Here is a 26,495-nt window from a genome sequence, read left to right as displayed (position 1 = left end):
GAGCGTGCCGGTTCTTACTCAGATGCCGAAACCGAGCTGTGCGAAGCGGTCGGGGCTTGCGCCCTTGAGGCGCGTGGCGAGCAGGATGCCGATGATCGCCGCGGCCGGGATCAGGGCCGGAAGCGCCACGGCAAGCACCGAACTGGCCCCCGTCAGCACGCCAAAATTCACCGTCACGAAGTAGATCATCGCGGCAAGCGTGACCGCCACCGCGAGCGGTGCGATCGTCGTGACGAAGATGCTATGCTGCAACTGCGGGTTCTTGCGGAAATAGCAGAAGATCGCCACGGCGGTGAGCGCCATCAGCACCATGACGGCAAGCGTCGCCAGCATGGTGAGCCAGGCGAAGAGCGCCAGCACCGGATCAAGCCCCGCGATCGCGAAATAGGCGATGACCACGATCGCGATAACCGTCTGGACCACCGAGCCGACATGCGGGCTCTGGAAGAGGCCATGCGTGGTGCCGCAGATTTTCGGAAACAACCCCTCACGGCCACCGACATAGACATAGCGGGCGACGGCGTTGTGCAGCGCCAGCACGGCGGCAAAGAGGCTGCTGATGAAGAGCAGGCTCATGATCGGCACGATCCAGCTGCCGACATAACGTTCGGCCAGCGCAAAGAGGAAGGTGGTCGGATCGGCGAGGCTCTGCAATTCCGGCAACAGCTTTGCCTCACCGGCGCCGATGACCATCAGCCAGGAGGTGAGCATGTAGAAGATGCCGATGGTGAGCACGGAGACATAGGTCGCGCGCGGCACGGTCTTCAGCGGATCGCGCGCCTCCTCGCTGTAGATCGCCGTCGCCTCGAAGCCGACGAAGGATGCGAAGCAGAAGAGCAGGCCGATCGCCGGCGAGCCGGAGAAGAAGGCGGCGGGGGTGAACGGGGTGAAGGTGAAGCCGGAATCGCCGCCGCTCACGAGAATCGCGACATCGACGATGATGACGACGAGGAATTCGAGCAGCACGAGCACCGCCAGGATCTTGGCCGAGAGGTCAACATGGCGGTAGCCGCAGACGGCGACGATCGCGATGCCGGCAAAGGCGCAGGCCCACCAGGGCAGGGTGATGCCGAGCGTGGCGAGGAAGCCGGCGGTCGCTGCGCCGAACAGGCCGTAGACGCCGATCTGCATGGAATTATAGGCGAGGATGGCGACCAGCGAGGCCGCCCCGCCGGCGATGCCGCCGATGCCCTGCGAGGCATAGGCATAGAAGGCGCCGGCATTGCGCACATAGCGCGTCATGGTCACGTAGCCGACGGAAAAGAGCAGCAGCACGGCGACCACGACGAGAAAGGCCGCCGGAATGCCGGCGCCGTTGCCGAGCAGCATGGACATGGGCACGCCGCCTGCGGTGGCGGTGAGGGGTGCTGCCGCCGACACCACGAGAAAGGTAATGGCGCCGACGCCGAGAGAATCCGGCCTTAGCTGGTTGGCTGGTGTATCTGCGGAGGCTTGCTTTGACATCTGGTTCCCCTTTTTTGTCGTCAAGCAAAGGCCGGCCTAGAGGCCGGCGAAATAACGCTGGAATTCGAAATCGGTGATGTGCCGGTCGAGCCAGGCCTTGAAGGCCGCTGCCTCGAAATGCCGGCTCGCCGCGTAGTGGGCCTGGAATCCGGCGCCGAGCGCCTCGGTCACGAAGGCGTCCTTTTCGAAGAGCGCGATCGAGCCTTCCAGCGTATCGGGCAGCTCCCGGTCGGCGATGGCATCCGGATCGAGGCGTTTCTCGATACCGTCGAGGCCGGCGGCGAGCATCATCGCGACGCTGAGATACGGGTTGATGTCCGAGCCCGGAACGCGGTGTTCGAAGCGCGCAGCGGGCTCCGACGGGATGGTGATGGCGCGGATCGATTTCGTGCGATCCTCGTGGCCCCAGCCGATCGTCGTGGGCGACCAGGCGCCCCGGTCGAAGCGGCGGTAGGAGTTGATGTTCGGCCGGAAGGCGAGGTGCGAGGCCGGAAGGTGTTGCAGCAGGCCGCCGAGATAGTGCCGGCCGACCGCACTCAGCTGGTTTTCGCCGGTCGCGGTGACGTTGCGACCGTCCTTCCAGAGGCTCTGGTGGTGGTGCGCGCCGGAGGCGCTGTGCGTGCCGAGCGGCTGGAAGCGGGCCATGAAGGTGGCGGTGAGGCCGTGCTCCAGGCAGAGTTCCTGAAGGACGATCTTGGCACGCACGGCGTCGTCGGCTGCCTCCAACGGCGATTTAGGCCCGAGCGCATATTCGTACATGCCGTAGCCGTATTCCGTCGTTACCGCGGCCAGCGTGATGCCGACGCCCTTCAGCCGGCGGATGAGCTCGGCGAAGAAGGCCTGGAAACCCTTGGAGCGCATCAGCGAATAGTTGATGTCGCCATGGCCCCAGGGTTTGAGGTCGCGGTAACGCCCGGCCCGCATCTTCTCCTCGTCGATCTCGAAGATGCCGAACTCGTATTCGAGCGCGAACTTCACCTCGTAGCCGAGATCGGTCGCCCGCTGTTCATGACGCGCGATGATGCCGCGCAGATCGAGCGGATTGCGCCGGCCGCCGATCTCGAAGGAATCGACGATCGCCGAGGCCCATTCCGGCGCCCATTCATGCTGGCGCACCGTCGCGGGATCGATGAGGCCGCGCATGTTGGGAAAACCGTTCGTCTCGTTGGAGACCTCGGCCGGGAAGAGCGGCTCCAGCAGCGGCGCACCTTCGCCGGGCGCGGTGCAGAAGAAATTACAGTTCACCGCCTCACCCTGCGAGGAGATCTTGAAGGGGGCGATCTTGGTGCGGAAGTTGCCGTTGATATCCGGCAGGTGGACCTGGATGAACTGGGCGCCGTTCTTCGCAAGCGACGCCTGGAAGTCGTCGAGGGCGGGCGCCCTTTCGGCGCGGGCGGTTTCGTAATCGTTGGACACGCGGGTTCCCCTTTTGGCTTATAGACGGGCCTTGATGTGATCGGAGGCCTTTTCTCCGATCATGATCGCGGCTGCATTGGTGTTGGCGCTGGGCAGCGTCGGCATGATCGAGGCATCGGCGACGAAGAGGCCGGACAGGCCGTGCACGCGCAGCGTCTCATCGACGACGGCGCCGCCGTCGCGCCCCATCCGGCAGGTGCCTGCGGGATGGCTGAAGCGCATCGATTTCTGGCGCAGGAACGCGTTCCAGTCCTCGTCGCTGCGCGTCTCCGGCCCCGGCTTGACCTCCCGCTCATAGGTCGCGGCGAAGGCGGGCGCGGCAAGGATGTCGCGGGCCATCAGCGCCCCGCGCCGCAGCGTGTCGAGGTCTTGCGGATCGCCGAACATCGGGTGGTCGATGACGGGAAGCGCGTGCGGATCGGCGGAGCGCAGGCGAAGCGTGCCGCGCGACAGCGGGCGGCAGACATTGACGGCGAGCACGATCGCCGGAAACGGCAGCAGCATCGGTCCGTCGCCATCGGTGTTGTAGCCGATCGGCGTGAAGGTGATCTGCACGTCGCCATCCGCAAGCCCATCGCGCGTGCGGGCAAAGGCGACGGCGTGGCCGATGGGCGTCGCACCCGGCCCGCAGCCGCGCAGCATCCAGTTCAGCCCGTGTTTGACGACGCTGAGCGGGTCCGTCTCGACATTGTAGGTGCGCGTGCGAACGGCCGCCGTGACCAGCACGCCCGGATGCTCCTGCAGGTTCTGGCCGACGCCCGGCAGGTCTGCAACCACGTCGATGCCATGCGCGCGGAGGTGATCGGCCGGGCCGATGCCCGACAGCATGAGGAGGCGCGGGGAGGCGAGCGCACCGGCGCTGAGCACGACGGCGCCCGCATGGATGCGGTGCGTCGTGCCGTCCTGCACATAGTCGAGGCCGGTGACCTGCCCGCGATCGATCAGGATGCGGGTGACCTGCGCCCGTGTGCGGATCGTCAGGTTGCGGCGGAAGAGGGCCGGCCAGAGATAGGCGCGCGCAGCGCTGTGCCGCCAGCCGCGCTTCTGGGAGGCCTGCAAGGGGCCGACGCCGAGCTGCGTCTCGCCGTTGACGTTCGGATTGTAGGCGTGGCCCGCCTGCTGCGCAGCCGTGATGAAGGTCTTGACCAGCGCGTGCGGCGTGCGCACGTCCGAGACACTCAAAGGACCATCGGCGCCGCGAAAGGCGTCGCCGCCGCGGGAGTTGTGCTCCAGCCGCTTGAAATAGGGCAGCACGCTTTCATAATCCCAGCCCGCGGCACCCGCCTCGGCCCAGGCGTCGAAATCGCTGCGGTTGCCGCGCAGAAAGATCATGCCGTTGATCGAGGAACTGCCGCCGAGCACGCGCCCGGCCGGCCAGTTCTCCTGCCGTCCGTCGCGGGTGGCGTCCGGTTCCGTCCGGTAGGCCCAGGCATAATCGGGGTTGCCGATCGCCTTCTCTTCACCGGCTGGCACGCTGAACACCGGTGACCAGTCCCAGCCGCCGGCCTCCAGCAGCAGCACGCGCCGCGTGCCGTCCGCCGAAAGGCGGTTGGCGACGACCGATCCGGCTGAGCCCGCGCCGATGACGACAATGTCCGTGGTCTTGGTCGTCATCGTTTGTCCTTGATGTCTTTCGAATAGGTGCGCAGCAGGTCGCACATGAAGAGCGCGGCCGGCGACAGCGGCACGGCGGAACGCCGCAGCAGCCAGTAGCGGCTCGGCTGGAGCTTCTGCTCGAAGGCGAGGCTGACGATGCGGCTTGCGACATGCGGCTGGTCGATCAGGGGTTCCGGCAGGGCGGACACCATGTCGCTGTTGGCGATGATCGAAACCGTGGCCGGCAGGCTCACGCATTCGACCAGCTTCGGCGGCATGGCGAGGCCCGCTTCCTGCATGAAGGCATGCATCGGGTCTGACGGGTCGCTCGGCTCCTGCGGCAGTACCCAGACCGCATCGGCAAGCTCCGCCGGGTTGCGGATCCCGGCCAGCGGATGGCCGCGGCGCAGCGCGATGCGCTTGTTGACGCTGAGCAGGAATTCGCAGGCGAGGTCGCTGGCGGTTGCCGGCTCCCGGCCGGCGCCCACGACGGCGAGGTCGAAGGTGCCGTCGCGGATGTCGGGCAGGGAGCCTGGCAACGACGCCTCGTGAATGACCAGCCGCACGCCCGGCATGCGGGTTCGGAAATGGCGGATGATCTCGGACAGCACCGTCTCGATGATGGTCGGCGTCAGGCCGACGACCAGCTTGCCGCCGGTGCCGGCATTGAGCTGGCGGATATCGTCCTGCGCGGCGCGCATCTGCTCGACGAGGAGATGCGCGCGCGCCGCAAGCTGCCGGCCGCTCTCGGTGAGCACGACGCCGCGGGCGCTACGCAGCAGAAGCGACACGCCGGCCTCGGCCTCCAGCTCGCGGATCGCCTTGGTGATGGCGCTTTGCGTCAGGCCGAGCGTGCGCGCGGCCGCCCGGATGCCGCCGGCGCGCGTCACGGCCTCGAAGGCGCTGATCTGGTGGAATTTCATGGCTGCACCTCCTCTTTCGAGGAGACGAGAGCCGTAAGCGCATCGGCAAGGCAGGCTGCCACCTGCTCAACGCCGTCCGCTGTGTCGATGATGTCGTTACGCACTTCGATGATGATGGCCTCGACGTTGACCGCGGCCTGGATGCGGGTCGTCGTGCCCGGCGCCACCTTGCGCAGGTCGTAGGGATCGTTGTCGCCGATGACGAAACGGCCGTCCTGCTTCAGCCAGTCGAGCATCGCCTGGCCGGTCCGGCAGCCATCCGCGCGCAGCACGCCGATTTCCGTGCGGCGCGCCTTGCCGTCATAGATGCCGGAGAAGCTGTGGATGCCGACCAGCACGTCGCCCGGCCGCAGGCCGCGGATGACGGCGCGGTCGAAGGGCTCGCGCACCAGCGCATCGCGCAGATCCCGTTCCGCATCCGTCAGGTTCTGGTTGCCCGGCACGGGAATGCCGCCCATGTCCGGGCGAATGCAATCCCACGAGCGCGAACCACGGTTGATGTCGTAGAACAGCCGGGAATAGCGCGCGAGGATCGCAGGTGCGGCGAGCTGGGCGCTGAGCGCGCGGGTAAGCGCCGCCGCGCCGATATCGTGCGAGAAATGCGTGCCGAAATAGTCCTCGCCGAGGCCGAGCCGGTTCCATGCTTCCGGCACCTCGCGCCCTGCATGTTCGCAGATCAGCACGAGGCCCGAACGACGGCCGCCGATTTCCTCGATCGACGCCTCGTCGGACTGGGGATGCGAAAAATGCTGGTCTGCGTTTATCAATGGTGCCTGGCTCCGATATGCTGGCAACGACGCTAGGCCAACGGCACCCTGCGCATAAGACATCCAAATGCATCGAGTGACGCCCAATGGTCGTCTCCCTGCGGATGGATACGCGTGCTTAAACGGCGTGGGATTTTTCAAGGACACCGACCTCATGCTGCCTTCCCTTTCTCCTGATTTCGACGCTGCTTTGAACGCGCTCGCGTTCCCCGTCCAGCCATTCATCGACGGCGCCTTTCGTCCGTCAAGCGCGGGGAAGACTTTCGAGCCCGTCCACCCCGCTGACGGCCGTCGGTTGCCGGCCGTGGCGGCCTGCGATGCGCAGGATGTGGACGGCGCGGTCCAGGCTGCGCGGAGGGCCTTTGTGGATGGCCGCTGGCGGTCGCTCGGCCCGTTGCGGCGCCAGGCGATCCTCAACCGTTTTGCCGATCTCGTGCGGGAGAACACGGAGACGCTGGCGCTTTTCGATACGCTGGAGATGGGCAAGCCGCTCGCCGACGCCCGGTTTGACGTGTCGATCGCCGAAGGCCTGATCCGCTTCTTCACCGGCGCGGTGGACAAGACGGAGGGCGCGGTCATGAGCGCCGATCCGCGTACGCTCGCCTTTTCGCGCGACGAGCCGCATGGCGTCGTCGGCGCGATCACCCCCTGGAATTTCCCGCTCGTCAACGCCGCCCTGAAGATTGCGCCGGCGCTGGCGGCGGGCAATTCGATCGTGCTGAAGCCATCCGAGATCGCGTCCTATTCGACACTGAAGCTCGCGGAGATCGCGGTAGAGGCCGGCGTGCCGGAGGGCGTACTGAACGTGGTGACCGGGTTTGGCGCGGATGCCGGCGCGGCGCTCGGCGGGCATCCGGATGTCGACCTGATGAGCTTTACCGGATCGACGGCGACAGGCAGGGCGCTCATGATGCTCGCCGCGCAATCGAACGGCAAGCCGCTGCTGCTCGAATGCGGCGGCAAGTCGCCGGCGCTGGTGTTCGAGGACATGGCCGGCGACATCGAACGCATTGCCGCAAGCATCGCGCAGGCGGGTCTCTGGAATGCCGGCCAGCTCTGCGTCGCCCGAACCCGCATCCTCGTCGCGGATGCGATCATGAAACCGTTCACCGAAGCGCTCGCCGCGAAGGTCGATGCGATGCGCCTGATCGCGCCGTTTTCCGGCGAGGCCGGGCTGGGGCCGCTCGCCAGCGAATCACAGAAGCGGCGCGTCGATGGACACATCCAGTCCGCGCTCCGCGACGGCGCGCGCCGGGTGACGGCCGGGCAGGCGGTGCCTTCGGTGGAGGGTAGCTATGTCGCCCCTACTGTCTTCGATGGTGTTTCGCAGGGAATGCGCGTCGTACAGGAGGAGATTTTCGGGCCGGTGCTGACGATCCAGTCGTTCCGCACCGCTGACGAGGCCTTCGCTTTGGCGAACGATACGATCTACGGGCTTGCCGCCACCGTCTATACCCGCGACCTGACGATCGCCATGGAAGCGGCCCGCACGATCCAGGCCGGCAAGGTGGTCGTCATGGGCGACGACGCGGCCGGCGAGGGTTCCGGCTTCGCCCTCGGCTCGGCGCCCTGGAAACAGTCGGGCTTCGGCATCGAAAGCGGCATGGCCGGTATTGCGTCCTATAGCCGGCGAAAGGCGGTCGAAATAAGGGCCTAGCTGTCACCACGGATACGGCCCATCCTCCGTCAGGTGGATTGCGACGGTGCTCCGGGCGCAGGATAAGCGATCGAACAGACCTATTCCGCAGGAGTGTTGCCCATGACCGCCTATCCGATCGACCTGATCCGCGCCGCTTTCCCGGCCTTGCTCCAGTCCCGCACCGCCTATCTCGACAATCCGGCCGGAACGCTGGTTCCCGAACAGGTCATCGCGGCCGTCGCCCAGACCATGGCGACGGCATCCTCCAATCTGGGTGGTCGTTTCGCCGCCTCGCAACGGGCCGATGCGATCTGGCGGGCGGCGCATGAGGCGGCCGCGGAATTCGTCAATGCCGCCTCCTGGCAGGAGATGGTGATCGGCCCGAACATGACGACGCTGGCCTTCCAGATGGCGCAGGTCATCAGCCAGACGCTGTCGCCCGGCGACGAGATCATCGTCACGCGCATGGACCACGAGGGCAACATCTCGCCCTGGCTTGCCATGGCCGAGGCACGCGGCCTAGTGGTGAAATGGCTGCCCTTCAACAGGGAAAGCTGGCGCATCGAGCCCGAGGATCTTTCGGCCCTCCTGTCGCCGCGCACGAAATTCCTCGCGCTCAACTATGCCTCGAACATGACCGGCAGCGTCAACGACGTCGCCGCGTTGACGGCGCTGGCGCGGGCTGCGGGCGCGCTCGTCTGGATCGACGCGGTGCAGCTGGCGCCGCACAGGCTGCCGGATGTCCAAGCGATCGGCTGCGACTTCCTGGCCTGTTCGTCCTACAAGTTCTTTGGCCCGCATCTCGGCATCCTGTGGGGACGCGAGGCGCTGCTGCGGTCGCTGCCGCCGCACCGCGTGCGCTGCGCGAGCGACGATATTCCCGACCGCTTCTGCACCGGCACGCCGCAGACCGAGCTTCTCGCCGGCCTGACCGCGACGATCGACTACCTGGCCTGGGCCGGCGAGGCGACGGGCCATGCCGGCACGCGGCGCGAACGGATGGCGGGCGCCTACAACGCCTTCGACGCCTACGAGGCCGGCCTGACGCGCCGGCTGATCGGTGGCCTGACGGCGCTGCCCGGTGTCAAGCTGATGGGGATCGCCAACCCGAACCTCTTTGCCCATCGCGTGCCGACCATCTCCTTCACCCACGAAAGCGTCTCGACCCATCGCTTCGCCGAGGCGCTGGCGGCGGAGGACATCAATGTCTGGTCGGGCCACAATTACGCGCTGGAGCCTGCCCGCCATCTCGGCCTTTCCGAGGAGGAAGGCGTCGTGCGCATCGGCATCGCGCACTACAATCGTGAAGACGAGATCGAGCGCACCCTGGCGGTCATCGAGCGGCTTGTCTCATAGGCCGCCATGCCCTAACCATGCGGGCAAATAGCCGGTTTCCCTCAGGAATTTGACAGATGGCCCCATGTCGGAACCCCTCGCTGCCAGCTGGATAGCGCCCTTCGCCCACGCCCTCGACCGGTATGACCAGCCGGACGCTGCCACGGCGCTTCTGGCGGCGATCGGTTCGGTTGCGCGCTTTCACCTGGCGCTGTCGGTGGTCCACCGGCGCGACGGCGGGCCGAGCTATGTCTTCGACACATTCTCCGGCCCGCGCGCCAAGCGCGCTGTCGCGCTGTTCATCGCCGGCACCTATGTGCTGAACCCCTTCCACAACGCCTATCTCGGCGGCCTGTCTTCGGGCGTCTACCTGATGCGGGACCTCGCACCCGACAATTACCTCGCCTCGGACCTGTATCGCGGCCTCGACATCCGCCGCCATGAAGACGAGGAGTTGGGATACCGCACGCATGGCTGGCCGGAGGGCATGGAGGAGCTGCTCATCGCCATCGACCTGCCCGGCGGCGAGATGGCGGAAATCAGCCTATCGCGCATCCGCAGCGAAGGTGGTTTCGATGAAGCATCCGTCGCCCGGCTTCGGGAGGCGCATGCCCTGATCGCCGCGATCTTCCGGCGCCTTTGGGCGCATCTGTCGCGCGGCGACGCGCAGCCGCAGCCGCGCCCTATCGACCATCTGTTCACCGATTTCGGACGCGGGCTGCTTAGCCCGCGCGAGCGCGAGGTGGCCCTGCTCATCCTGAAGGGCCATTCCAGCGAATCGATCGGCTACCATCTCGGCATTTCGATCGCGACGGTGAAGACCCACCGGCAGAAGCTTTACGCCAAACTCAATCTTTCGACCCAGCAGGAGCTGTTTTCCACGTTTCTGCGCAGCCTCAATCTGTAAGCCGCCCCGCTCAGTCCGTGAGGCTCTCGCGGATGGCGGTGGAGATCGCGGCGAGACCCAGCCGCAGTTCGTCCTCGGTCGGCCAGGCATAGCCGATGCGGAAATGCCGGTCGTCCTGTTCGAACCAGCGACCACGCCCGACATAGGCGTGATGCGCGCGATAGAGCCGGTCGTGGAAGGCGGCGAGATCGACATTCGCCGAGGGCACGATGCGGGGGAAGCAGACGCAGCCGCCGGACGGTTCGACCCACTCGACCAGCGGCTCGCCGGCGATCCAATCCTTGACGATGGCAAAGGCGCTGGCGATGCGGGCATTGTTGAAGGTAAGCCATTCGTCGCGCTGGCTGAGCGCAACATAAGCGATATATTCGTCCACCATGCTGCCGGAAATGCCGATCTGCTCGCGCGCGGCGAGGAGGGTGTCCATCAACGCAGCATCGCGGGTGATCAGCCAGCCGATGCGGATGCCGGGAATGCCATAGGTCTTCGATAGCGACGAGACGCTGATCACCCGATCCGACAGGCTGGCGGCGACCGGCAGCATCGGGCCGAAGGTCATCTCGCGATAGGTCTCGTCGAACAGCAGATGGATGCCCTTGCGCTCCACCAGCGCGACGAGCGCATCAAGCTCGGCCGGCGACAGCATCACGCCCGTCGGATTGTGCGGATAGGTGACCGAGACGTATTTCGTCTCCGGCCGGATCGCCGCTTCGATTTTTCCGAGGTCCAGCCGGTAACCCTCCTCGAAGGTCAGGTCGATGAGGCTCAGTTCGCAGCCGATGGCGCGCGGCGTCTCGATGTTGGTCGCGTAGTTCGGCCGCACCACGACAATGTGGTCGCCGGCCTGAAGCATCGAGGTCGAGATGATGAACAGCGCGCCCGCGGCCCCCGCCGTCACCAGCACGTCGTCCGCCGCAAGCCCTTCGCCCGTGCCGGCGATCAGGCCGCGCAAGTCCGGCGCGCCGCGATGATCGCCGTAACACAGCAGGATGTCGTCGAGCTTCACGTTGAGTTCGCCGAGACGCCGGTCGGCAACCGAACTTTCCGACAGGTTGCAGCGGATCGTGTCGTAGCCGAGCTGTTCGGGCGATTCGAGTTCGATGGGCATGCGGACATATTTCATGGGCGCTCTCCTTGCTTCTCGCCGGCATGCAACAGGCCTAAAGCAAGACCACCGCGCGTGCCATCCACCCGGAAGGGGATGGCAAGCCTCGTCCTTCGGTTCGCCTTCGCGACAAGGGCGGTGCCGTTTTGATGTCCTTATGCCGCCGTCTGAAGCCTCGGTTCCACTTCGCGCAGCGTCACCAGCCTCTTGGATGCCTCATCCCAGAGGATGAGTTTTACGCATCGCAGGCTGTCCCTGAGCGTGATGCGTCCCAGGTCGCCCAGTTCCGGGTGATCGCGCATGACCTCCGGAAGCCGGTAGAACGGGACGCGGCTCGAAAGGTGATGGATGTGGTGCAGCCCGATATTGCCGGTCATCCAGCGCAGGGGGCGCGGCAGGTCATAGTGCGAGGCGCCGTGCAGGGCCGCGTGCTGGAAGGTCCATTCCGGCGGCTTCGACCAGTGCGTATCCTCGAACTGGTGCTGGACATAGAACAGCCACACACCGGCTGACCCGGCAATCAGCACGATCGGCAGGTGGATCAGCAGGAAAGGCACAATTCCGACGCACCAGATGACGAGGGCCGCGAGCACGAGGATGGCGGCGTTGGTTGCCATCGTTGAAATCCAGGGCAGTGCGCCGGATCGCATCATGCCGAACGGCAGTCTCTGTTGGAAGAGAAAGAGCCAGGCAGGGCCAATTCCGAACATGACCAGGGGATGCCGGTAGAGGCGATAGCCGAGCCGCCCCCGCGGCTTCAAGGCCCGGTATTCCGCGACGGTGAGGGTGGTGATGTCACCCACTCCGCGCTCATCGAGGTTGCCCGCCGAGGCATGGTGCTGCGAGTGGGCGCGGCGCCAGTAATCGTAGGGCGTCAGGGTGAGAACGCCGATCGCCCGGCCCGTCCAGTCATCCAGGCCGCGCCGGCCGAAGAGCGAGCCGTGCCCGCAATCATGTTGCAGCATGAAGAGGCGCAGCAGAAAGCCTGCGGCCGGGACGATCAGGATCAATCCGAACCAATAGCCAAAATGCATCGAGGCCCATGCGGCGGCCCAGAGGAGCGCGAAGGGGATGAGCGTCACCGCCAGTTCGAACACGCTGCGGCCCGTACTCGGCTTGCGATAGGCGGCGAGGATCTTGAGCCAGGCTTTTCCCGGGTCGCCGCCGTCATGGGCGGTCGTTTTTATGGCAGTCATAGGTGTGGGGTGACTTTCGGTTCTGCAGTGCATGCTGCTCGGCGCCGATGGCGTAGCCTGCCGACGCCTCCTGGGCAAGCGATAGATCCTCTTTTTCGTGTTCCCAACGTGTTTGTGAACGGGCGTGCGCATCTTGGCGGGATCGATTGCATCTGGCGGGACAATGGAACAATGCTACGATCCACACGGGCGCGATCAACGGCCTCTGTGGAAAAGGAAGAAAGATGGAGCAGTCCGCCCTGATCGAGATTGGTTTGCCGATCGCCGTGTTCGTCATCATGACCGGCATCGGCATGACGCTGGTGCCCACCGATTTCCAACGGGTGGTGGCGCGGCCGAAAGCGCTGATCTGGGGCATCGTTGCCGCACTCTTCCTTGTCCCGATGGCGGGCATGCTGATTGCCATACTCCTCGGCCTGCCGCCCAAGATCGCCGTCGGCCTCGTGATCGTTGCCGCCTGCCCGATCGGCACCACGTCCAGCCTGTTTTCCTATTTTGCGCGCGGAAACGTCGCGCTGTCGATCGCGTTGAGCGCGGTCGGCAGCCTCGTGGCGATTGCCACGCTGCCGCTGTTTGCCAACTTCGCCATCGAGCGCTTCAGCGATGGCGACGGGCGTGTCTACCTGCCCGTGCTGCGCACGATCGGCATCATGGTCGGCCTCATCCTGCTGCCCGTCATCGTCGGCATGGGCATCCGGCACAGGATCCCGACATTCGCAGCCCGCGCCGAACGGATGGTGGGCGCATTCGGCGCGGTCGTGCTGGTGGTGCTGATCGTCGGCATCGGTGTTTCGGTCTATGGCCGCTGGGCGGAAATCCTTGCCAGCGCCGGGCCTGCCGTCATCGCTCTGGTCTTCAGCGGGATCGCCATTGGTTTTCTCGGCTCCCGCATTCTCGGCCTGTCCGGCCCCGAGACGGTGACCGTCGCCCTGTCGATCAGCATCCGAAACGCCGCGATCGGCATGTTGCTCGCGATCACCATGATGAATTCGCCCGAGATCGCCGTCCCGCCCGCGCTGTTCGGCCTGCTCATGTACGCCGTCGGCTTCAGCCTCGTCGCCTATGGCCGAATGACCATAAAGCCATCATCCTGAGGCTCAGTCGACGAGGCGATCGCGCTTTCGCAATTGCGGGAACATGATCGCCCAGGAGAGCGAGACGAGAAGCGTGCCGGCGGCGCAGATGACGATGGCGCCGTCCCACAATCCCGCCGACCATAGAAAGCGTGTCGGCGGGGATTGATTCTTCCAGATCCAAGAAGGCCAGCAGCACGCGTTATCGCGTGAAGTCGGTTGAGACCGAAACGCTCCGCCAAGCTGCCAGGATTTCGGCATCGGAGGCATGTTTCTTCTCGATCGCCGCGACGGTGTCGCTGCCGAGGGGCAGGCGGACCGGCGGATTGGGGGCGTCGACGAAGTCGATCAGTACGTCCGCCAGTTTCGAGGGATCGCCCGGCTGGTTGTGGCTCACTTCGGCGGCCAGCCGCCGGACGGCGCCCGCGGTGCCGTCATAGTCTTCAATGATCGGCGAGCTGACGGAGAGCGAGGAGGCATCCAGGAAGTCCGTCCGGAAATATCCGGGCTCCACGGCGGTAACGTGGATGCCGAGCGGGGTGAGCTCCGCATGCAGCGATTCGCTGAGGCCCTCGACCGCGAACTTTGCCGACGAATAGACGCCGAACCCGGCGCCTGCCCGATACCCGCCGATCGACGAGATGTTGAGGATGCGGCCCGAACGGGCCTTCCGCATATGCGGCAGGACGGCGCGCGTGACATTGAGGAGGCCGAACACATTGGTGCGGTAGATCGCTTCCACTTCGGCCGCGGTTGCCTCCTCGATGGCGCCCAGCAGGCCGAAGCCGGCATTGTTCAAGAGGACGTCGATGCGCCCGAAGCGCTGGATGGCCGAATGGGCGGCGGCGATCGCCTGGTCCTCGTTGGTGACGTCGAGCGCCACTGCGAGCAGGTTGGCATGGTCGCCGAAGCGGTCGAGGATGGCTTTGGGATTGCGCGCCGTGGCGACGACGTTGTCGCCCTTGGCAAGCGCGCGTTCCGTGATGAGGGCGCCGAAGCCACGCGAGGCGCCAGTGATGAACCAGGTTTTCATAGGAATGACCTCAGGTTTGAATTTGAGCGGCCATCGTTGGCCGGCAAGATGAATTTAGGCCTTTGCCATTCCGCCGATTAGCGAGATAATATTGTCGATCATCATGAATCTGGCTCAGCAATGCGCGCGACCGACCTTTCCGAACTCGCAGCCTTCGAGGCTGTCGCCCGCCATCGCAGTTTTCGAAAAGCGAGCGAGGAGCGCGGCGTGACCGCTTCGGCGATCAGCCATGCGGTGAGCAATCTGGAGACCCGCGTCGGCATCCGCCTGCTGAACCGCACCACGCGAAATGTCTCCGCCACCGATGCGGGCGCGATGCTTCTTGCGCAGCTGTCGCCGGCCCTGCGCGATATTGGTTCGGCGCTCGACGCGCTCAACCAGTTCCGCGAGACGCCCTTCGGCAAGGTCCGCATCAACGCCCCCAATTCGATCGCGCCCTTCGTGCTGGGGCCTGTCATGGGCGAGCTGATCCGGGACAATCCCAAGCTGGAACTGGAAATCGTCGCGACCGATCGGCTCGTCGACATTGTCGAGGATGGGTTCGATGCGGGCATCCGGCTGGGCGAAAGCCTTCGGGAAGGCATGGTGGCCGTCAAGATCAGGCCGCGGCTGCGCTTTGCCGTGGTGGGATCTCCCGCCTATTTTGAAACGAAGCCCATCCCCCGGTCGCCGGCCGACCTGACGGCCCATGTCTGCATCCGCAACATGTACCCGAGCGGCGCCTTTTATCCTTGGTCTTTCGCGCGGGACGGCGAGGCGATCGACGTCGAACCGCGCGGACCGCTGGCCTTGCATGACCACGAATTGATGGTGGAGGCAGCCCTTGCCGGCATCGGGCTCGCCTATATCTGGGAGGCGCGCGCCAAGCCCTACGTCGAGAGCGGCCGGCTGGTCGAGTGCCTCCAGGCGTGGTGCCCGCCGGAGGATTGGCTCTATCTGTATTACCCGACGCGCCGGCACATGTCCGCGGGCCTGAGAGCCGTCATCGACGCCATGCGGGTGTGATGCGCCGAGGCCGCAGCCGTCTTTATGAAATCCCTATTCGTTCCGCCCTGTTTCCCAATCGAGAAGTTATGCCGGCGCGCCTAACTTGAGATGGCAGTCAGCAATGGATGGCTGCGATCTCTTGTGAGGTGCCGCCATGCGGAACGATTTTCCGAAACACTCGCTTCCACCGCTATCGACGCGGATGATCTTTCTCCATCATCGCGTGCGGATGCACCATCGTTTTCACCACGGCAGCGTGGGAACGCAAAGCCCGTCGCTCGCTGTGCGTCTTTCGCTCCTGGCGCTTGCCGTCGCCATCGTGGTTTTGATCGGCGTCATCCATGCCTAGGGCCTCCACGTCCAACGCGCATCGTTCCCAAGGCGGCGAGGGTGTGTTGACCGCTGCGCATGAACTCGCGGAGCGGATCAGCGCCGCCCGGCGCCTGCGCGAACATCACCTGTGGGAAATCCTGCGCTGCTTGCCCTCGCTTGCCGAAGTGCGCGACGACGTCGTCTTCCGGCAGCAGTTCCGCGCGTTGATGGAACGCGATGACCTGGAGGGTGCAAGCCGCGCGCTGGTCGATGCGGCCCGTCCGAGGCGCCATCTGGATCGCCTGCAATTCATCGACGGCAACTGGATCGCCCGCATTCTCTCCCGCGAGACCACGCCCTCCCGCTCCGTCGCCGTCCATGTCGACCGCGTGGCCGCCATCATGGCGGCCCTGGTTGCGGCGGACCGGCGGGCTGACGGTCCCGCAAAACACTGAAAGGATTTGCATCATGCAGGATTATCGACGCCGTCTTCCCGTGCAGGGATTGGTCTGCGACCTCGTTACGCCCTTCCGCGGGGATGCCGTGGACCATGACGGCCTTGCCGTGCTCGTGCACTGGCAGATCGCCAGCGGCGTCTCGGGGCTCTCGGTCTGCGGCAGGGTCGGCGAGGTCGGCGCGCTCAGTCGCGAGGAGCGCCGTGCCGTGCTTGCCACGGTGGTGCGGGCGACGGGGCTCGCCGTTCCGGTTCTGGCCTCTGTCGGCACCTATGCGACGGAGACCACCATCGGCCTCGCGCTGGATGCGGAAGCGGAAGGTGCAGACGGACTGGTCGTCACGACACCCTATTACAGCAAGCCGACGCAGAAAGGCATCATCGCCCATCTGCGCGCCGTTGCGGAAGCCACCACGCTTCCGGTCCTGGTTCTTGCGGATCCTGCCGTAACCCGATCGGACGTCACGCCCGAAACGCTGAGCGAACTCGGCGAGATCCCCGGCATTCATGGCTTCATCGACGCCTCCGGCGACATCGCGCGGCTCGCCGTGATCGACCGGCCGTTGCGCGAGCGGTTGGCGCTCTATTCCGCCCACGACGCGACCGCCTTCGCCTTCAATGTGCTCGGCGGATGCGGAACGCTATCGCCCGCCGCAAATCTTGCCCCGCGCATGACAAGCGCGCTCCACCAGGCCCTGCGCACCCGCAGTGTCGATCTCGCGCTCGACCTGAAGGATCGGCTCGCCCCGCTCTTCGCCGCCCTTGGCGACATGCCCGATCCCGCCATGCTCAAGCACGGTCTCGCGCCCTTGCTGGGCATCGACGAAACGGTGCGGCTACCGCTGGTATCCGCCTCAGTGCCGGCCGGTGTGGCTATTCGCCATGCGCTGGCTGGCCTGCCGGAATGCGCGGCACAGCTCGCCAAGGCAAGCTGATCTGGAGGCTCCCATGAAACGCAAACGGAAAAATCCCAAGGCCGTCGCGACCACCATGCCGTCGCCACGGCCTGAACTCCCGATGCCGGCGCTGGTGTTGCGTGTGGTCCTGATCCTCGCCGCGGCCGCGCTCGTCCAGCATTTCCTGCCGCATCCCTGAGCCACCTCTCCCCATTGAAGAAAGGAAGAACCATGCATCCGCATGCCAGACAGCCGCGTCCTCCTCGCGTGACGAGCCGGACAGAACCACCCCGCTTCACCGTCGGCCGCGATTGCCACGGCTGGTGGGTCGTCGATGATCGCCTCGGCCGCGTCGGCGGCATTTTCGCAAGCGAAGACGCCGCGATGCATTATGCCTTGGAAGAGAGCAACCGGGACCGGAACGCCGTGCGGTGCCAGCGCCGCGGCAAACCCGTCGAGTTCCGGCCTCCTGTGGCTCCACCGTCGCGTGTCAGGCGCTGATCAAGACATGATCAGGCCGCCATCCACATTGATCGTCTGGCCGGTGATGTAGGCGGCATCGGGCGATGCGAGGAAGGCGACGAGGGCGGCGACTTCGGCGGGCGTGCCGGCGCGGCCCATGGGGATGCCTTCCACCCATTCGGCCATCAGCTCGCCCGGGCCGTATTCGCCGAGCATCTGGCCCCAGACGCGGTCGTTATAGTCCCACATCTCGGTGTGGATGATGCCGGGGCAAATGGCGTTCGCCGTGATGCCTTCGCGGGCGAGTTCCTTGGCAAGGCTCTGCGTCAGGCCGACCACGCCGAATTTCGAGGCGGCATAGTGGGGCGTGTAGATGAAGCCCTGGCGGGCCTGGCCGGAGGCGGTGTTGACGAGGCGTCCCTTGGTGCCGCTGGCGCGAAAGCGGCGGATCGCCTCCTGGCAGCACAGGAAGACGCCCTTGGTGTTGACGTCGAGGTTGAGGTCCCATTCGCGCTCGGTGAGGTTCTCGACCTTGGCGATGGTGATGACGCCGGCATTCTGGACGGAGACGGACAGGGCGCCGAGCTTCGCCTCGGCCTCACCGTAAGCCTCCTGAACGGCCTTGGCGTCGGTCACGTCCAGCGCGAGGCCCAGCACCTCGGCGCCGGTTTCCTCGGCGAGCGTCGCGGCCGCCGCGACCGTATCCTTCTCGATCGCGGCGATGGCGACCTTCGCGCCTTCTTCCGCGAAGCGCTTGGCGATGCCGCGCCCGATGCCCTTGTTGCCCCCGGTGACGAAAACCGTCTGGCCTGCAAAACGTCTCATGGTCTCTTCTCCATAATGCGCAGCAGGCCGGCGGCTGAAATCAGGCCGTCAGCCGCGCTGCTGTGAACTTGTCGGTGACAAGCACATCGATGACGCCCAGTTTCAGGGCGCCGGCGATGGCCTGGGTTTTCGATTCTCCGCCCGCGAGCGCCATGACGCGGTTCGTCCGGCGCAGGTCCTCCAGGGAGATACCGATGACGCGCTCGTTGAGTGGTGTTTCCACCGGCTTGCCCTGGCTGTCGTAGAACCGGTAGGAAATTTCGCCGACCGCGCCGGCCTCGTGCAGCATCGCCATTTCCTGGCGGGAAAAGGTGTTGCCGGAGCGGGCGAGCAGTTCGGACGGCTCGACGGCGCCGATGCCGATGATGGCGAGGCTGAGGCGGCCAAAGAGGTCCATCGTCTCGCGCACGACCGGGTCGGCCAGCATGACGAGTTTTGCCTCGCGCGACGAGGTGATGCCCTGCACGAGCAGCAGCCGCGGCTCACCGCCGGTGAGCCTCGCGAGGCGCGCGGTAAGCTGCGTGGCATGCGTTTGCACGGATGCATCGCCCATGCCGCCGAGGATTTGCGCGATGTATTTGGCCTTGGCGTTCTTCAGCGGATGGATGTTGTCCACCATGCGCAGGATCGTCTGGCTCCAGCTGGAGACGCCGATAATCTCGTCCTGCTGCAGGGTGACTTCGAGGAAGTGGGCGGCGGCTTCACCGATGCGGGCCATGATGGCGCCGTCGCGGTCTTCTGAACAGTCTATGACGATGGCTTCGGTGAGGCCGTAGCGTTCGCGCAACGCGTTTTCGAGGTCCGCGAAGGTGCCGGCGGGGGGGATGACCGTGGTGCGCACGATGTCTTCCTGCTCGGCCCGCTTCAGCATGCGCGAAACGGTGGCCTGCGACATGTGCATGGTCTCGGCGATCTCCGCCTGCCGCTTGCCCTCGATATGGTACATCTGGGCGATGCGGGCGATCAGTCGCAGCTCGTTCAATCGTCCCATGCAGTCCTCCATTGGTGAATTTTTATTCACTCATAGTTGAAGGACCCGGAACGGTCGAGCGGTAGATTGCGTCCTGCCAGACCGCAAGACGATCCGCGGTATCGGCGTTGCGCGGGACGATGGGATTACCGGCGCGCGGCAGGGCGGCAATGGCGGCAAGATCGGTCCAGACGCCCAGCGAAAGGCCGGCGAGATAGGCGGCGCCAAGGGCCGAAGCCTCCGGCGCATCGCATTGCGTGATGACATGGTTCAGCGTGTTGGCGACGCATTGCATCAGGAACGTGTTCCGGCTCGGCCCGCCATCGGCATAGAGGCGGCCGAGCGGCGTCGGCGATTGCGCGGACATGGCCTTGAAGACGTCATGGACCTGGAACGCCATGGAATCCGTCACCGCGCGGGCCATCTGGGCGCGGGTGGTGGTGAAGGTGATGCCGGAAAACAGCGCCCGCGCATCGGCCTGCCAATAGGGCGCGCCAAGGCCGACGAAGGCCGGCACGAAGCCCGGCCCGCCGGGCTGGGCGGTGGCGGCGAGATCGGTGAGGGCCTGCACATCCGGCAGGCCGAGCATCTCTGCCATCCAGGGCAGGGCGGCCGCGGAGACGAGGATGTTGCCCTCGAAGGCATAGGTCGGCTTGCCGCCGATCGACCAGGCGATGGTCGTGGTGATGCCCTGTTCGGGCGCGATGAACCGGGGCAGCGTCGTCATGATCGACGAGCCGGTGCCGAAGGTCACTTTGCCGTCGCCGGGATTGAAGGCGCCGTGGCCGAAGAGCGCGGCATGGCTGTCGCCGATGGCGGAGGCAATCGGGATGCCGTCCCGGAGGCCCGGCACGTTCTTGGTGGCACCGAAGCGGGAGGCGCTGTCGCGCACCTCGGGAATGGCGGATTTCGGCACGCCGAAGAGGGTGCAGAGCTCGTCGCTGCAGGTCTGCCGGTTGAGGTCGTAAAGCTGGCTGCGGGCGGCATTGGCGGCATCGCAGGCATGCACCGCGCCATCCGTGAAGCAATGGATCAGCCAGGCGTCGATGGTGCCGAGTCGGACCGTTTTTCCAGCGGGCACGCGGTCGAGCAGCCACTTCATCTTGGGGCCGGGGAACATCGGGTCGATGGGCAGGCCGGTGAGCGCCTGCACGCGCGGCGCATGGCCGGCCGCGATCAACTCGGCGCAGGCCGGCGCGCTGCGGCGGCACTGCCAGCTCACCACCGGGCCGAGCGGTTCGCCGGTCTCGGCATCCCAGACGGTGACGGATTCGCGCTGGTTGGAGATCGCGATGCCGAGGATATCGACTGCGGGTCCGGCCTGCAGGCAGGCGGCGATCGCTTCCTGAACCGATTGCCAGATGCGCAGCGGGCTCTGTTCGACCCAGCCGGGTTGCGGATGCTCGATGCCGACCGGAGAAGCGCCGCGCGACAGAATTTCGCCGGCCGTGGAGACAAGCACGGCCTTGGAATTCGTGGTGCCCTGGTCGATGGCGAGGATGGCGGTCGTCATGGCGGCTCCGGCAGGCAGAAATGGGGGGCGCGGCGAAAGGGAGGCCTTGCCGCGCCCGGCACGTCATCTAATCCAGCGCGATCACGCGCGGGAAGACTTCCGTGCAATCAAAGCGATGGCGGCCTCGGCGATTGCCGCGGGCGACATGCCGAATTCGTTGAGCAGGAACTCAGCCGAACCGGTGGGGGCGAAGATGCCGGGCACGCCGAGGATCTTCATCGGCACGGGCGCTTCGGCCACCACATATTCAGCGATGGCCGAGCCGAGGCCGCCGATGGTGGAATGTTCCTCCGCCGTCAGGATGGCGCCGGTTTCGCGCGCGGCAGCCACCACGGCCTCGACGTCGATCGGACGGACCGTCGCCATGTTCAGCACACGGGCCTCGATGCCCTGCTCGGCGAGAAGCTCGGCCGCTTTCAGGATGCGGTGCGTGACCGTGCCGTTGGCGATGAGGGTAACGGCATCGCCGTCACGCAGCAGGTTCGCCTTGCCCAGCTCGAACTTATGGCCCGCCGGCAACAGGTCCGGCACGCCGACGCGCGAGAGGCGCAGGAAGACCGGCCCGTCATAATGCGCGGCCCATTCCACGGCGGCGGCCGTCTCGATCGAATCGCAGGGCGCCACGACCGGCAGGTTCGGCAGCACGCGGGTCCAGGCGAAATCCTCGATGGAATGGTGCGTCGGGCCGAGTTCGCCGTAAGCCATGCCGGAGGAAATGCCGATCAGCTTCACATTGGCGTTGGAATAGGCGATGTCGGCCTTGATCTGCTCCAGCGAGCGGCCGGTCAAAAAGCAGGCGGCGCCGCAGACGAAGGGCAGCAGCCCGCCATTGGCAAGGCCGGCGCCGACGCCCACCATGTTCTGTTCGGCAATGCCGACATTGACCAGCCGTTCCGGCCAGCGGGACTTGAAGCCGCCGAGCTTCGAGGAGCCGACGGAATCGTTGCAGACGGCCACGATCTTCGGATTGTCCGCCCCGAGGCGTTCCAGCGTGGCGACGAAGGCGTCGCGGCAATCGTGCAGCTTGGGAGAGGTCATCACGTCTTTCATCACAGCGTCTCCGAAAGCTCAGCCACGGCAATCTTGTATTGTTCGGCGTTCGGCACCTTGTGGTGCCAGTCCACCGTGTCCTGCATGAAGGAGATGCCGTGGCCCTTGTTGGTGTGGGCGACGATGCAGTGCGGGCGGCTGCCGCGCTTTTCCAGCGCCGGCACGATCTCGTCCATCACATTGCCGTTGATCTCGGTGACATCCCAGCCGAACGCTTCGAGCTTGGCCGGGAAGGGGGCAAGGTTGTTGGTGTCCTTCAGCGACGCGCCCTGCTGGAAGCGGTTGTGGTCGATGATCAGCGTCAGGTTGTCGAGGCCGAACTGTGCGGCGGCCGCAATCGCCTCCCAGTTCGAGCCTTCCTGCATTTCGCCGTCGCCGGTCATGACATAGGTGCGGTAGGCGGCCCCCGTCAGCTTGGCGGCCTTCGCCATGCCGACCGCGACCGGCAGGCCATGGCCGAGCGGCCCCGTATTGGTCTCGACGCCCGGCACCTTGTTGCAGTTCGGATGGCCGTTGAGGCGCGAATGCGGCTTCAGGAACGTCGCGACCTCTTCTTCCGGAATGAAGCCGCGCTTGGCGAGCGTCACGTAAAGCGCCAGTGCCACATGGCCCTTCGACAGCACGAAACGGTCGCGGTCCGGGTTTGTCGGCTGGTCGGGCCAGATGCGCAGCACGCGGAAATAGAGCGCGGTCAGGATGTCGATGGCCGACATCTCCCCGCCAATGTGTCCGGCGCCGGCTTCGAAAACCGCTTGCAGATCGCGAAGGCGGATCTGGCGAGCGATGCGGTCGAGATCGTTCGGCTGCATGAAACCCTCATAGTGAATAAATATACAGTTGCCTATATACTTGCATGGAGATCGGGCAAGTCAAGCGGAAATCGCGGATGGGGGCACAAAAATTAGCTGGCCGCATCGTATTGACAGGACCCGGATCGATCATATACGAATTTACACACGGTAATGAATATTTATGCGTGCCGCCAATCTAAGGTGGCTGGCTGACCGGGAGGAGCGTTCATGCTGGTTGCAGCGAAGGAAAAACAGGGCATCGTGGGCGGGCTGCTGCCATCCCTGCGCGGGGCCACCGGGCCGCTGATTGGCCTGATCGTTCTGTGCCTTTTCCTCACGTTTGCGACGGACAAGTTCCTGTCGATCCGCAACTTCCTCAACGTGCTCGACCAGATCACGGTGCTGGGCGTCATGGCCGTGGGCATGACGCTGGTCATCCTGATCGGCGGCATCGATCTTGCGGTGGGTTCCGTCATGGCGCTGGCGATGATGGTGCTCGGCTATCTCCACGTCGTTGCCGGCGTGCCGATGGGGCTTGCCATTCCGCTCGCTTTGCTCGTCGCCTCGCTCAACGGTCTCGTCGCGGGCCTGTTGATCACGCGCTTCAACGTGCCCGCCTTCATCGCGACGCTCGCCATGATGTCGATTGCGCGCGGCCTTGCGAACATGATCACCGACGGCCAGCAGATCATCGGTTTTCCGACCTGGTTCAACATGATGGCGATCGTGCGTTTCGGCGGCTTCCTGACGCTGACCGTCGCCGTGATGGTCGTGGTCTTCATCGTCGGCCTGCTCTATCAGCGCTACCGCCATGGCGGGCGCGTGCTCTACGCCATCGGCGGCAATGCGGAAGTGGCGCGGCTTGCCGGCATCAATGTCCAGCGCGCGACCGTGCTCGTCTATGTCGTGTGCAGCTTCCTCGCCGGACTTGCCGGCATGGTGCTCGCCGCGCGCCTCGACTCGGTCCAGCCGTCCTCGGGCGTTTCCTACGAACTCGACGCCATCGCGGCGGTCGTTATTGGCGGCACGTCGCTATCGGGTGGCACGGGCGGTATCGGCGGCACGATCATCGGCGTTCTCATCATCGGCGTGCTGCGCAACGGCCTCAACCTGCTCAGCGTCTCGCCCTTCATGCAGCAGGTCATCATCGGCGCCGTCATCGTGCTCGCCGTCACGGCCGAAACCTATCGCAAGCGCAAATAACGGCTTTCACCCCGCGGCCACGCGGCGGGGTGCGGAAAACGGTCGGCAATGGTGCGGACCGGCAAAAGGGAAGGTGGTCTCCGGCAAACGGAAACCACCGGGAAACTCGGAGGAGAAACCATGAAACTGTCCAAACTGCTGATGGCGGCAACCGCGGCTGCGGTCCTTGCCTCTCCCGCGGCTGCCGCGGAGGTCAAGACGATCGGCCTTGCCGTCCCGAACCTCCAGGCCGACTTCTTCAACCAGATCAAGCTCGGCGTCGAAAAATACGCCAAGGAAAAGGGCCTCACGGTCATCGTCGTCGACGCGAAGAACGACACGGCCACGCAGGTCAGCCAGGTGCAGGACCTGATGACCCAGGGCATCGACGCCTTTATCTACATTCCCGCCGGTGCTGCCGCTGCCGCCGTGCCGACCCGCCTTGCCCGCGAAGCCGGCATTCCGGTGATCAACGTCGACCGCGTTCCGGATGGCGCACCGGGTGACACCTTCATCGCCGGCGAGAGCGTCGAATCCGCCTATGCCGTCTGCAAGCACATCATCGAGAAGGCCGGCGGCTCGGGCAAGATGGCGATCATCCACGGCCAGAAGGGCACGACACCGGAAGTCGACCGCTTCACCGGCTGCAAGCGCGCCATCGACGAGAACAAGGGCATCGAGTTGGTCGACCAGCAGTGGAGCAACATGTGGTCGGCCGACGAGGGCTTCACGATCGCGCAGAACATGCTGCAGGCAAACCCGGACATCACGATCATCTTCGGCCAGGCTGACGGTCTCGCCATGGGTGCGGCCAAGGCGGTCGACGTCGCCAATCTCTCGGACAAGGTGATCATCGGCGGTTATGACGGCGACGTCTCGGCGCTCGAATACCTCGCTAAGTGCAACGGCCCGTTTATCGCCACCGCGACGCAGAGCACGCAGAAGATGGGCGTCCTCGCCGTCGAATCCGCGCTCGCTGTTGCCGCCGGCCAGAAGGTCGAAGAGCGCCAGACGCCGAATGCCGTGCTGACGACCTGCGAAAACGCACCGGAATTCGTCAAGAGCCATCCGTAATCCGGACACGAAAGGCAGCAGCGCCATGACGACACGCTCTCCCATCCTGTCGCTCCGTGGGATCCAGAAATCCTACGGTCCGGTCAAGGTTCTCCATGGTGTCGATCTCGACATCCATCCGGGAGAGGTCGTGGCGCTGCTGGGTGAAAACGGTGCCGGAAAATCGACCCTGTCGAATATCATTTCCGGCACCGTGCAGCCCTCCGCGGGCGAGATGACCTGGCTCGGCAAGCCCTATGCGCCCGCCAATCCGCGCGCCGCGATGGACGAGGGCGTGGGCATGATCCACCAGGAACTGAAGCTGCTGCCAAAACTTTCCATCGCCGAAAACGTCTTCGTCGGCCGCTATCCCATGAAGGCCGGCCGCATCGACCGCAAGGCGATGGAAGAGCGGGCGAGGAGCGGCCTCAAGCGGCTCGGCCTCGACATTTCGCCCGATCGTCTCGTCGAGGGGCTTTCGACCGGGAAACAGCAGCTCATCGAGATCGCCAAGGCACTGACGCTCAACGCGCGCCTGCTCATCCTCGACGAGCCGACCGCGGCACTTGGCGGCGAGGAGACCCAGCTTCTCTTCCAGCAGATCGAACGGCTGAAGGCTGACGGCGTCGGCATCGTCTACATTTCGCATCGCCTCGAAGAAATCCGCCAGATCGCCGACCGCATCGTCGTTATGCGCGATGGCGCCAAGGTGCAGGAATTCGACAGCGGCGACGTGCCGGTCCGCACCATCGTCGAGGCGATGGTCGGGCGCTCGCTGGAGCGAATGTTCCCGACGCTGCCCGCGCCGACGGATGAGGTGACGCTGGAGGTGCGCAACCTCTCCTCGCCATCCAATACGTTTCGCAACATCAGTTTTTCCGTTCGCAAGGGCGAGGTCTTCGGCATTGCCGGCCTCATGGGCGCGGGCCGCACCGAGCTCGTGCGCGCCATCACGGGCGCCGATCCGATTTCCGGCGGCGAAGTGCTGCTGCGCGGCAAGGCCGTCACGCCGCGCTCGCCGATCGACGCGATCCGCAACGGCATTGTGCTCGTGCCGGAGGACCGCAAGCTCCAGGGCGTGGTGCTCGAACATTCGATCGCGGAAAATATTGGCTATGCCAATCTCGGCGAGATTTCCCGCAATGGCTGGCTCTCGTCGCGCCGCATCCGCGAATTCGCCGAGGACTATATCACGCGCTTCGGCGTGAAGGGTCGCGGCGGGCAGAATGCGGGTGAACTCTCCGGCGGCAACCAGCAGAAGGTGGTGCTTGCCAAGTGGCTGGCGCGCAAGCCGCAGGTGGTGGTGCTGGACGAACCGACGCGCGGCATCGATGTCGGCGCCCGCTCCTCGATCTACGATCTGATCATGGACCTTGCCCGCGCTGGCGTCGCAGTCATCGTGGTCAGTTCCGACCTTGAAGAAGTGCTCGGCGTCTCCAGCCGCATCATGGTCATGGCTCAGGGCAGGCAGGCCGGCATCCTGGACCGCGCGGACGCCAACGACGTCTCGGTCATGGAATTGGCGACGATTTGAACAGGAAGAGCA

The 26,495-nt window shown here is 65.4% G+C and carries 25 protein-coding genes; 11 read left to right on the top strand and 14 right to left on the bottom strand.

The genetic code is table 11. From position 1 onward, the window contains the following. Window positions 1-18: 18 nt before the first annotated feature. Genes GB927_RS02160 through GB927_RS02140 form a run of 5 tightly spaced genes read right to left on the bottom strand, consistent with a single transcriptional unit; the run spans window position 19 to window position 6,166 of the window. Window positions 19-1,464 carry an APC family permease gene (locus tag GB927_RS02160; protein ID WP_256114897.1) on the bottom strand — a complete coding sequence of 482 codons (1,446 nt, stop codon included), beginning with the start codon at window positions 1,462-1,464 and terminating at the stop codon, window positions 19-21. Window positions 1,465-1,500: 36 nt separating this feature from the next. Then, window positions 1,501-2,880, bottom strand: a complete 1,380-nt coding sequence (locus GB927_RS02155; protein ID WP_256114895.1) for a glutamine synthetase family protein — start codon at window positions 2,878-2,880, stop codon at window positions 1,501-1,503. A gap of 18 nt (window positions 2,881-2,898) precedes the next feature. Next, complete coding sequence (locus GB927_RS02150; protein WP_256114894.1) at window positions 2,899-4,494, bottom strand: GMC family oxidoreductase; 1,596 nt, start codon at window positions 4,492-4,494, stop codon at window positions 2,899-2,901. After that, window positions 4,491-5,399 carry a LysR substrate-binding domain-containing protein gene (locus GB927_RS02145; RefSeq protein WP_256114893.1) on the bottom strand — a complete coding sequence of 303 codons (909 nt, stop codon included), beginning with the start codon at window positions 5,397-5,399 and terminating at the stop codon, window positions 4,491-4,493. Before GB927_RS02145 ends, GB927_RS02150 begins: the two co-directional genes overlap by 4 nt. Continuing rightward, window positions 5,396-6,166, bottom strand: coding sequence for an N-formylglutamate amidohydrolase (locus tag GB927_RS02140; protein WP_256114892.1), 771 nt, complete (start codon window positions 6,164-6,166; stop codon window positions 5,396-5,398). The genes GB927_RS02145 and GB927_RS02140 overlap by 4 nt, the downstream gene beginning before the upstream one ends. Window positions 6,167-6,320: 154 nt before the next feature. Here GB927_RS02140 and GB927_RS02135 point away from each other — a divergent pair, with 154 nt between their 5' ends. From GB927_RS02135 to GB927_RS02125, 3 genes are all read left to right on the top strand, one after another. After that, window positions 6,321-7,823: an aldehyde dehydrogenase family protein gene (locus GB927_RS02135; protein WP_256114891.1), complete on the top strand. Its 1,503-nt coding sequence runs from the start codon at window positions 6,321-6,323 to the stop codon at window positions 7,821-7,823. A 102-nt stretch (window positions 7,824-7,925) separates the two neighbouring features. After that, window positions 7,926-9,161, top strand: coding sequence for a cysteine desulfurase-like protein (locus tag GB927_RS02130; RefSeq protein WP_256114890.1), 1,236 nt, complete (start codon window positions 7,926-7,928; stop codon window positions 9,159-9,161). A gap of 64 nt (window positions 9,162-9,225) precedes the next feature. After that, a complete protein-coding gene (locus tag GB927_RS02125; protein WP_256114889.1) occupies window positions 9,226-10,047 on the top strand; it encodes a helix-turn-helix transcriptional regulator in 822 nt (273 codons plus the stop codon). Window positions 10,048-10,057: 10 nt separating this feature from the next. On the opposite strand, the gene GB927_RS02120 is transcribed toward GB927_RS02125, so the two are convergent. Beyond that, the gene (locus GB927_RS02120) at window positions 10,058-11,170 is read right to left on the bottom strand and encodes a pyridoxal phosphate-dependent aminotransferase (protein WP_256114888.1); all 1,113 of its coding nucleotides are present in this window, start codon (window positions 11,168-11,170) and stop codon (window positions 10,058-10,060) included. A gap of 137 nt (window positions 11,171-11,307) precedes the next feature. Further along, window positions 11,308-12,348, bottom strand: a complete 1,041-nt coding sequence (locus GB927_RS02115) for a fatty acid desaturase (protein WP_256114887.1) — start codon at window positions 12,346-12,348, stop codon at window positions 11,308-11,310. Between the two features lie 224 nt (window positions 12,349-12,572). Here GB927_RS02115 and GB927_RS02110 point away from each other — a divergent pair, with 224 nt between their 5' ends. Then, window positions 12,573-13,442, top strand: coding sequence for a bile acid:sodium symporter family protein (locus tag GB927_RS02110; protein ID WP_256114886.1), 870 nt, complete (start codon window positions 12,573-12,575; stop codon window positions 13,440-13,442). A 181-nt stretch (window positions 13,443-13,623) separates the two neighbouring features. Here the strand turns inward: GB927_RS02110 and GB927_RS02105 are convergent, their stop codons facing one another. Continuing rightward, window positions 13,624-14,454 (bottom strand): oxidoreductase, encoded by an 831-nt coding sequence (locus GB927_RS02105; protein WP_256114884.1) that lies wholly within the window; start codon window positions 14,452-14,454, stop codon window positions 13,624-13,626. Window positions 14,455-14,574: 120 nt separating this feature from the next. Here GB927_RS02105 and GB927_RS02100 point away from each other — a divergent pair, with 120 nt between their 5' ends. After that, complete coding sequence (locus GB927_RS02100; protein ID WP_256114883.1) at window positions 14,575-15,459, top strand: LysR family transcriptional regulator; 885 nt, start codon at window positions 14,575-14,577, stop codon at window positions 15,457-15,459. 172 nt (window positions 15,460-15,631) lie between these two features. Here GB927_RS02100 and GB927_RS02095 read toward each other — a convergent pair whose 3' ends face one another. Continuing rightward, window positions 15,632-15,784, bottom strand: a complete 153-nt coding sequence (locus GB927_RS02095) for a hypothetical protein (RefSeq protein WP_256114882.1) — start codon at window positions 15,782-15,784, stop codon at window positions 15,632-15,634. A 52-nt stretch (window positions 15,785-15,836) separates the two neighbouring features. Here GB927_RS02095 and GB927_RS02090 point away from each other — a divergent pair, with 52 nt between their 5' ends. The 3 genes from GB927_RS02090 to GB927_RS02080 are packed head-to-tail and all read left to right on the top strand — an operon-like array spanning window position 15,837 to window position 17,302. After that, window positions 15,837-16,208: a hypothetical protein gene (locus GB927_RS02090; protein WP_256114881.1), complete on the top strand. Its 372-nt coding sequence runs from the start codon at window positions 15,837-15,839 to the stop codon at window positions 16,206-16,208. Between the two features lie 13 nt (window positions 16,209-16,221). Further along, window positions 16,222-17,142 carry a dihydrodipicolinate synthase family protein gene (locus tag GB927_RS02085; RefSeq protein WP_256114880.1) on the top strand — a complete coding sequence of 307 codons (921 nt, stop codon included), beginning with the start codon at window positions 16,222-16,224 and terminating at the stop codon, window positions 17,140-17,142. Between the two features lie 13 nt (window positions 17,143-17,155). After that, the gene (locus GB927_RS02080) at window positions 17,156-17,302 is read left to right on the top strand and encodes a hypothetical protein (protein ID WP_256114879.1); all 147 of its coding nucleotides are present in this window, start codon (window positions 17,156-17,158) and stop codon (window positions 17,300-17,302) included. Between the two features lie 302 nt (window positions 17,303-17,604). On the opposite strand, the gene GB927_RS02075 is transcribed toward GB927_RS02080, so the two are convergent. The 5 genes from GB927_RS02075 to GB927_RS02055 form a co-directional block, all read right to left on the bottom strand. Then, window positions 17,605-18,390 carry an SDR family oxidoreductase gene (locus tag GB927_RS02075; RefSeq protein WP_256114878.1) on the bottom strand — a complete coding sequence of 262 codons (786 nt, stop codon included), beginning with the start codon at window positions 18,388-18,390 and terminating at the stop codon, window positions 17,605-17,607. A 40-nt stretch (window positions 18,391-18,430) separates the two neighbouring features. Next, the gene (locus tag GB927_RS02070; RefSeq protein WP_256114877.1) at window positions 18,431-19,381 is read right to left on the bottom strand and encodes a sugar-binding transcriptional regulator; all 951 of its coding nucleotides are present in this window, start codon (window positions 19,379-19,381) and stop codon (window positions 18,431-18,433) included. 22 nt (window positions 19,382-19,403) lie between these two features. Next, entirely contained in the window at window positions 19,404-20,873 is a 1,470-nt protein-coding gene (locus GB927_RS02065; RefSeq protein WP_256114876.1) for an FGGY family carbohydrate kinase, read from the bottom strand. Between the two features lie 81 nt (window positions 20,874-20,954). Next, complete coding sequence (locus tag GB927_RS02060; protein WP_256114875.1) at window positions 20,955-21,923, bottom strand: transketolase family protein; 969 nt, start codon at window positions 21,921-21,923, stop codon at window positions 20,955-20,957. Next, window positions 21,923-22,732 (bottom strand): transketolase, encoded by an 810-nt coding sequence (locus GB927_RS02055; protein ID WP_256114874.1) that lies wholly within the window; start codon window positions 22,730-22,732, stop codon window positions 21,923-21,925. The genes GB927_RS02060 and GB927_RS02055 overlap by 1 nt, the downstream gene beginning before the upstream one ends. 210 nt (window positions 22,733-22,942) lie before the next feature. Between GB927_RS02055 and GB927_RS02050 the strand changes: the two genes are divergently transcribed. The 3 genes from GB927_RS02050 (at window position 22,943) to GB927_RS02040 (ending at window position 26,483) form a co-directional block, all read left to right on the top strand. Next, window positions 22,943-23,917 (top strand): ABC transporter permease, encoded by a 975-nt coding sequence (locus GB927_RS02050; RefSeq protein WP_256114873.1) that lies wholly within the window; start codon window positions 22,943-22,945, stop codon window positions 23,915-23,917. A gap of 120 nt (window positions 23,918-24,037) precedes the next feature. Further along, window positions 24,038-24,970 carry a substrate-binding domain-containing protein gene (locus GB927_RS02045; protein WP_256114872.1) on the top strand — a complete coding sequence of 311 codons (933 nt, stop codon included), beginning with the start codon at window positions 24,038-24,040 and terminating at the stop codon, window positions 24,968-24,970. A 25-nt stretch (window positions 24,971-24,995) separates the two neighbouring features. Further along, a complete protein-coding gene (locus tag GB927_RS02040; RefSeq protein ID WP_256114871.1) occupies window positions 24,996-26,483 on the top strand; it encodes a sugar ABC transporter ATP-binding protein in 1,488 nt (495 codons plus the stop codon). Window positions 26,484-26,495: the final 12 nt, after the last annotated feature.

The organism is Shinella lacus (assembly GCF_010994755.1).
GTDB lineage: Bacteria > Pseudomonadota > Alphaproteobacteria > Rhizobiales > Rhizobiaceae > Shinella > Shinella lacus.
This window is presented reverse-complemented; position numbering and strand designations above follow the sequence as displayed.